Source organism: Aerococcus sp. L_32, assembly GCF_050689315.1.
In genome coordinates this window covers 1-7,590 of sequence record NZ_JBOEQF010000097.1, presented here as the reverse complement: position 1 = coordinate 7,590, position 7,590 = coordinate 1, and the positions used below count along the sequence as shown (strand labels likewise).

Sequence of the window (7,590 nt, the reverse complement as noted above, 5' to 3'; positions counted from 1 at the left end):
TACACCATCGATCGTCCTTGTCCCCGCTGCTTTAAGCGCTGGAATTATTTGCCTTTCAGCGACACTTTCACTGTCCCGTAATTGCCATGATTTGGACGGATCTTGGTCAGCTAAAAGTGTAGTGAAGTTGATTTTCCCCGCTAAATCGATTAAATAGACCTTTCTTTGGTAAGGCATTTCTAGGAAAAAGGTATCCCCCTGCCCGATCGCTAGCATGGCTACTTGCCCGTATCTGTGTAAATAAGGGTTCAAATACAGTAAAACTAAGCTAAGCGCTAATAGTCCGTGCAAGCCTTTAGTGACTTTCGCTTTGGAAAGGTCCGCTAGATACATGAGTAAAGTGACCACAAAAAATACCAAGACAGCAATTTGTGGCCTACCCGTCACCCACTGAAACCAAGTCCATTTTTCAGCGAACAGAGCAAGCATTTCTATTCCCTCAATCAAATAGGCTAATCCAGCTTGTAGCCAGGTGAAATAAGTGCCTAAGCCGGTGATTTGAATGAGTAAAATCAAAAGAAGTCCGGGAAATAAAAAGGTGGCGAATAGCCAAGAATAACCATAGTTTAAGATAAGGGACACCCAGGAGAATTCAAAGTAGGTCATGGTTAAAAAAGGAATGGTGACTAAACTGCAGATAAAGCTTTGCCAGATTTCGACTTGTAGAAAGTGCCGGCATTTGGCTTGGATAAATTTCCCGGTAAATAAAATGGTATAGGACAAGGCATAGGTCAACTGAAAGGACAGGGTAAAGATACTGCGTGGGTCTATCATTAGGAGTAAAATCATGGACCAGGAAGTGCCTACGAGTGATGAAGGTTGCCCGCCCCACCGCTTCTGAAGGACGTTATAGGTATAGGCCACAAAAGACCGAATCATACCGTAGGGCCACCCTAAAAAGATGGTATATATGAGTAGGATGGCAATGGCGAAATAATCAAAAGATTCTACTGTGATGCCTAATCGAAGAAGGATTTTCTTGAAAAAAGTTAAGAAATACTGGACGTGAAAACCGGAAATCGAAAACAAATGAATCAGCCCAATTGCTTGATAAGCGTCTAACACTTCCCCTTCAAGGGCATCCATTTCATTGAAAAAGAGAGACAAAGTATAAGCTGATACGGTCGGATTTTGAATGGTTGCCAGCCAATTGATGATGGCTTGTCTTTGGTTGGCTAACCAATATTGACCGTGATTCAAATCCTCGTTAATATTAATGGCATCCGGTGACATGATCCAATAAATATTCTGCCGTTTTAAATAATTCCGGTAGTTAAACAGGTGAAAATTTTGGTTTTCATCGGCCATTTCCAAAGTACCCGTAATTACAGCCCGAAAAGATTGTTCTTTATCTAACCAAGCTTTTTGGTCCTCTTCGTCTTCAAGCATATAAAATACTTGCATCTTTTCATTTTGTCCCTTTAAGAGCGCAGTCCCTTGAAAAGACAAAAGATTGCCTTCAACTTTTACGTCAGTGATGGCCACATCCATAACCAATTCTTCTTCTGACCCAGTTAGGATGCTATGTCGACTAGTATCTTGATAGACAAAATAAGTGCCGAGTAAACAATGTACAAACACTAGTTGTAGCAAAAATTTACCCTCTTTTAAAGCAAGCACACGGACCAAAAATAAGCCATAAGAAAGCCAAGCCCAAGGACTATTGGTCAGGGCTACAACGGCAAGTAGAAGTATACCTAAACTATGGAGGACTAACTTATATTGCATTTTAATTCACCGTGATTAAAGGTCGTAACTTCTCCATCGTTTTCTCCCCAATACCTGAAACTTGGTCTAGGTCATCGACGGTTTCAAATAGACCGTTCGTCTCCCGGTAATTAATGATATCGGCCGCCCGCTTCTCGCCTATACCAGATAAGGTCTGTAGCATTGTCGCATCTGCAGTATTGATATTGACCAGGTCCCCGTCACTTGTGGCGTCCCCAGAACTCTCGGATACAGCACTTTCTGTGACCTGGGACCCAGCAACCAATGCTTCAGTTGAAAGACTGACCTCTTCGCCCATTTTAGGGACATAAATCACCATTTGATCAGTCACTAATTGCGCTAAATTCACCTGACTTTGGTCCGCCTCTCCAGTTACTCCACCCGCCATTTCAACCACATCATGAACCCGCATACCTGGGGTCACTGGGACAACTTGCGGGATTTTTATAGCTCCTTTAATGTCTACATACCAGGTTTCATTGGCTGCGCTACTCGCAATATTTTCGGTTTCTTCATCAGTTTCTTCGTCAACTTCTTCTCTAGAGATTTCGCTTGCTATACCATTCACCGCACTTGATGAAACTACAACATTTTCCGAAAGGCACTCTTCTGAGCTTAGCAAGTTGGAGATCCCTTCATCCGTTTCTGCCTCTACCATTAAAGCATTAGTTTGGCCTTGTCTGCCTTGAAATACCTGACTAAGCCCAAAAATCCCTAGTCCACCCAAAGTCAAAAAGACGACAAAAATACCCAGCAAGTAGGGTCTATACAAGAACCACACTTGTTGGATATTCTTTTCTTTCGTATCTAATGCAAATTGTCTTAGCCACGCCCGCAACTGATTCATGATGATCACCTCACCTATTATATACGGCAAGGTCAGTTAAAAGCGTCGGCTCATTTTTCAAAAAATTTAACCATTTAATTCAGCGTATTTGGCTTTAATGGCTTCGTTGACATTTGGCGGCACAACGCTAGACACGTCCCCGTTAAACTTCGCCGCTTCCTTAATAATAGAGCTTGAAACAAAACGATATTTCTCACTTGATAACAAGAGAACGGTCTCGATATCTGGTGCTTGATGCTTGTTCATTAAGGCGATGTTGGTTTCTTGTTCAAAGTCACTGCCGTTACGCAAACCGCGGATCAAAATACCGCAGTCCAATTCTCTAGCGAAATTGACTGTTAGGCCAGATTTTAAGTAGATTACCTCTACATTATCTAGGTGTTGAGTGGCTTCCTGAGCTAAGACTAATTTCTCCTCGCCAGTAAATAAAGAGGTTTTAGTGGTATTTGTTGCGACAGCGACGTAGACGTAGTCAAACATCTTGGCTGCCCGCTCAATCATGTCCACATGGCCCATTGTTAAGGGGTCAAAAGACCCGGCGTATAAGGCTCTTCCTTTTGTTGTCATCTAGTCTTCCTCCATTTGATATACCAGGATTCTAGTGATTCCGTAAGTCACATCTTTGATCTGTTTGAGTGGTCCAAAGGCTTCCGGCAGTTTGTCTCGCTTGTCTAATTCACAAATTAAGCGGGCATCCGGTGCCAGCCAATGATTTGCTAAAAAGCCGTTGATCACATCTTCTAATTGTTGGCCTTTATAAGGTGGATCCAAAAATACCAAGTCAAATTGCAGGTCTTTATCTACTTGACGTAATTGTTGGATGGCTTTGCGGTTGTCCCCTGACTTCAAAACATATTGGTCCTCAATCCGCACGGCTGCCACATTTTCCTTAATCGTCGCTTGTGCTTGCCGGTTCTTTTCAAAACCGTAAACGACTGCTGCCCCTCTTGAAATGGCTTCTATTCCAAGCGCCCCAGACCCCGCATAGAAGTCCAGAACTCTTGTGTCCTCATCAAAATAAGGGCCGATAATATTAAATAATGATTCTTTGATTTTATCTGTAGTTGGTCGGGTATTATCCCCTGGCACCGCCTTTAAACGATGTTTCCCAAATTTTCCAGCTATGACGCGCATAGACTTGTCACCCCACGATTTAAAATTTGTCTATATTTTACCATATCAAAGACCGCCCACCTATAAGTGACCCTTTGAAAAAAGAATCCCCAAGATTAAGCTAAGCATTTTTCTGATCCGAACCTCATAAAAAAAGAACGCCCTGCTTAACCACGTGGCGTTCTTTTCCAATCAATATTTAAAAGATTCTACACCATATAACCTAGGAAATACGGCAGTTGCTGGCGCCACCAAATCCAGTCATGAGACACATCTGGCCCCCATTCTGCGAACCAGGCTGGGATATTCTTATTCTCAAAAGCTTCACGCAACTTGTAATAACCGGGCAGACCGTCTGCCTCCCAGTCACCTAAACCGGTACAAACGATGATATCTGCTTGGCGCAAGTGGTCGATAAACCATGGATCGTTTAAGGTCCAAATATAGTCCACTGGAGAGTTGTAGTAAACGGCTAGGTCACCGCCGAAGTCACCACCGAAGTAACGGGCGTCGTAAACACCTGATAAGGCAAGGGTTTTATTAAAGACATCCGGATGCTTCAATTGAAAATTCAGGGCATGGTAAGCACCCATTGAGCAACCTGTTGTCATCATTGGGTCAAACCAACCTGTATAGTGTTTGATGAATGGGATAGCTTCATCAATAACATAACGTTCGTAAGCATTGTGCGCTTCAGCTCGGTCATGCTGGGACTTGCCCTTGTGTAACCAAGATTCTTGGTCATGGGATGATAGAGTGAAAAATTGGACTTTTCCTTCTTCGATGAAATAATGTGCGGCTTCAATCATGCCGAAGTCCGCAAACTCATCTTTAGACCCACCAGATGACGGGAATACCACTACCGGAATACCTGCGTGCCCGTAGCGATTTAAGTACATTTCTTGATTTAAGTGACCTGAATAATGGTGTAAGAATTCTGCATTCATGGGGTTTCCTCCAGTTTTGGGTAAAATGACAGTCAATGTAAGGCTAGCCTTCTTTATGTTGGTGGACGTAGTTGAAAATCTCTTCAATTTCCGCTTCTGTATCCGCTAAAATACCATAGAATTGGTTACCTTGTAAGGCCGCAAAAGCGTCTGGTAAACGTTTTGAGAAGACAAAACGGTCGCCGTAATGACTGCGCAAAGTCGCTTCATCGTGGGCATAAGTATTTTGATCACGGTGGGTAATCGCCACGCAATAACGAGCAGGTACAGTCGGTGTTTCAAAAGGTTGACCGTCCACAATGCGGGCAAATTGACGGAATAAATCCACATGGTTGGCATAGTTATACATATCAATAGCATAACCCCCAGCCACTCGGTTGTTGTATTCAACCACTAGGTAGTCATCCCCATTTTCAAAGAATTCAATATGGAAGAACCGCTCCTTCATACCGAATTGTTTGACGATAGCTTGACCGTACGCCCGTAATTTTTCTGGAATTTCCTTTTGAATAATATAGCCGTAGTCTAATTGGTACTTTAATACCTCCAAAGTTGGGTCACGATAATACAAGCTTGTTTCAAAGACAATTTCACCATTTGGGTCGATTAAACCGTCATAAGATAGTAATTTTGCATTTTCAATATAAGGCTCAAAGAAATAGGCCTCCTTCTCATCCCACTCTGCAATAAAATTATCCACTGCTTCTTGGTCTTTTAACTTGTAGGTACCTGATGAACCCACACCTGAATTGGGTTTGGCTACTAAAGGAAAACCTAATTCCTTGATGATTCGGTTGACGGTACCCTTTTTATTGGCCACTTTTCCTGGAACCGCTGGCACGCCCGCCTTAGCGAATAATTTCTTCATTTCAGACTTAAATTTAACCTTGCGCAAATCTTTTGGCTTGTTGCCAGGAATATTAAACTGTTCACGAATCTCAGCTTCCAAGTTTAACCAATGTTCATTTTGCGACTCAATTCGATCAATTTTCCCGTGTTTGAAAAATAAATACGCAACGGCTTTTTTGACTTCTTCAGTATTTTCTAAGTCGTTGACTTTGTAGTATTCAGTCAAATCATCTTTTAAAGATTGAGATAATTGGTCATAGGGTTCCTGACCGATGCCAAGAACGTTGAACCCTTGTTGTTTTAACCGGTTAGTAAATAATTGAAAATTCTCTGGATAAAAGGGTGATGTCACAATAAAATTCATGTAAGCTCCTCCGCTCAAGGTATTTTGCGTGTATTTTATATTAATTTTTGATTAGAATCTCTCATTCATTATAAGCGGTAATGGGTGAAAAAGCAATTGCATTTAAGTTAAGGGAAACGCCTTCATTCACCCTTTTTAAGCCCCGCATAACGGGCACTCTGTATCAGTTGTACTTAATATGTCCATCGGTTAGAATGGAAAGTGGAGGTGTTTTATGACACAAGAAGTTACTTTAAGATCTGCCCAAGCTGCAGACTATCTAGCATTACACGCATTAAACCGAGGCGCTTGGTTTCAATCAGACTATGAAGAATACCCAGAGGCAACTGACGCTTATGTTGACTTAAACTTAAACAACTCATTGAGTGATGCCTCAATGGCAACAGTGGCTGAGGTCGATGGACAAATCGCAGGTGTTATCTTAGCGTCTGCTGACTTGGAACCTAAATACGGACGGATGTTAATGCGGTCAACAGCTGAAGCAGCTGCAACTATCCACGCACAAGGTCAGGAAATTGCCGACTATTTTTATGACCGGATGAAAATAGAAAATGAATACGATGCAAAATTACTAGAAAAAGCGCAAGCAAGTACCGCCTATGATGGTCGCATCGTCTTATTTATTATGGATCCAAATTTTCAAGGTCTAGGAATCGGCAGCAAACTATTCCAAGCTGCAAAAGACTATTTTGAAGCTAAAAACGTGGCAAATTACTACCTATTCACTGACTCTTCATGTAATTATCCTTTCTATGACCACAAAGGGATGCACCGTGCAGGTAGCTTAACTTATCATCAACCCGGTCTATTTGAACCGTTTGATGGTTCAAAAAGTACTGCACCTTTTGAATTTTTCATCTATGATAATCAATAAAAATACTTGAACACATTTCATATTATTTAATGTCCGAAAATTTATTTTGAGGCTATGCTGAATTTTCGTATTACCTGTTTAAAAAACGTAGTAAAAAATTGTGGCAATTTCTAAAGTTAAGGTTAATTTTAGAAATGTTCCATACACTCAATGAGTTAGTTGATTCCAAGAACTCAGCTGTGGGTAGACAACCCAAATATGATATATCTCTCATATTAACGAATAAGGAAATCAAGTCACAATTCAAAGATATAGCATGCTATTAATTTAACCAATGCGAAACCCCTCTAGATTTGTAGAGGGGTTGTTTATTATTTGGCTACTTTTAAGGATCGTCTATTCCTATAGTTCGATTGAGAATAATTATTCTCTGATCATAGATGGTTTTAATTTCCTACAATTTTCTGGAGAGCTGATCTTAGTAAACAATTGGGGTAGCTAGAATAACGTTTGTTCTACAATCATTAATGAAAGTTCATGCCATCCTAATCGATTGAATCATTATTTAAATCTATCCTGGGTAAATTGTGGTATTAACATGAACATTAGATACTTTTTATCAATAAAAAAATATAATTTAAAAGTGTTTCCTGATAGATTCCTATTGTGCTATTCATCTGTTATAGTTCTACATTCACCGATAGGCCTCAGAACTTATCCACTACTTGGTTATCATTATCCATTTACGTATATTAATAACTGCTTGGGATTTGAGTAATCATATTAGGATAAGTAAGAAGAGCATAAAGTGTGGTACCCCATCTATTTACAGAATGGTGATTTCTATATAAAATATGTTTTTCTATTTGCTAAATTCCATAAATGCTGCTTAATTTCACTAATCCAATTAGTGTTCCTAATCTTTATC

General features: G+C 40.6%; 7 protein-coding genes. 1 reads left to right on the top strand and 6 read right to left on the bottom strand.

Annotated elements, in window-relative coordinates:
- From ACRCJ0_RS07570 to ACRCJ0_RS07545, 6 genes are all read right to left on the bottom strand, one after another.
- Positions 1–1,593: ComEC/Rec2 family competence protein (locus ACRCJ0_RS07570; protein WP_431390075.1), on the bottom strand; the 1,593-nt coding region annotated here is incomplete at its 3' end.
- A 136-nt stretch (positions 1,594–1,729) separates the two neighbouring features.
- A complete protein-coding gene (locus ACRCJ0_RS07565; RefSeq protein WP_431390074.1) occupies positions 1,730–2,605 on the bottom strand; it encodes a helix-hairpin-helix domain-containing protein in 876 nt (291 codons plus the stop codon).
- 36 nt (positions 2,606–2,641) lie between these two features.
- On the bottom strand, positions 2,642–3,142 hold the full coding sequence (coaD, locus tag ACRCJ0_RS07560) for a pantetheine-phosphate adenylyltransferase (RefSeq protein ID WP_431390073.1): 501 nt from the start codon (positions 3,140–3,142) through the stop codon (positions 2,642–2,644).
- The gene (gene rsmD / locus ACRCJ0_RS07555) at positions 3,143–3,709 is read right to left on the bottom strand and encodes a 16S rRNA (guanine(966)-N(2))-methyltransferase RsmD (RefSeq protein WP_419970955.1); all 567 of its coding nucleotides are present in this window, start codon (positions 3,707–3,709) and stop codon (positions 3,143–3,145) included. It lies immediately after the preceding gene.
- Between the two features lie 188 nt (positions 3,710–3,897).
- Positions 3,898–4,635, bottom strand: coding sequence for an esterase family protein (locus tag ACRCJ0_RS07550; protein WP_026466402.1), 738 nt, complete (start codon positions 4,633–4,635; stop codon positions 3,898–3,900).
- A 43-nt stretch (positions 4,636–4,678) separates the two neighbouring features.
- Complete coding sequence (locus ACRCJ0_RS07545) at positions 4,679–5,848, bottom strand: ATP-grasp domain-containing protein (protein ID WP_431390072.1); 1,170 nt, start codon at positions 5,846–5,848, stop codon at positions 4,679–4,681.
- A 214-nt stretch (positions 5,849–6,062) separates the two neighbouring features.
- On the opposite strand from ACRCJ0_RS07545, the gene ACRCJ0_RS07540 reads away from it, so the two are divergent.
- Entirely contained in the window at positions 6,063–6,722 is a 660-nt protein-coding gene (locus ACRCJ0_RS07540; protein ID WP_431390071.1) for a GNAT family N-acetyltransferase, read from the top strand.
- The last annotated feature ends 868 nt before the right edge of the window (positions 6,723–7,590 follow it).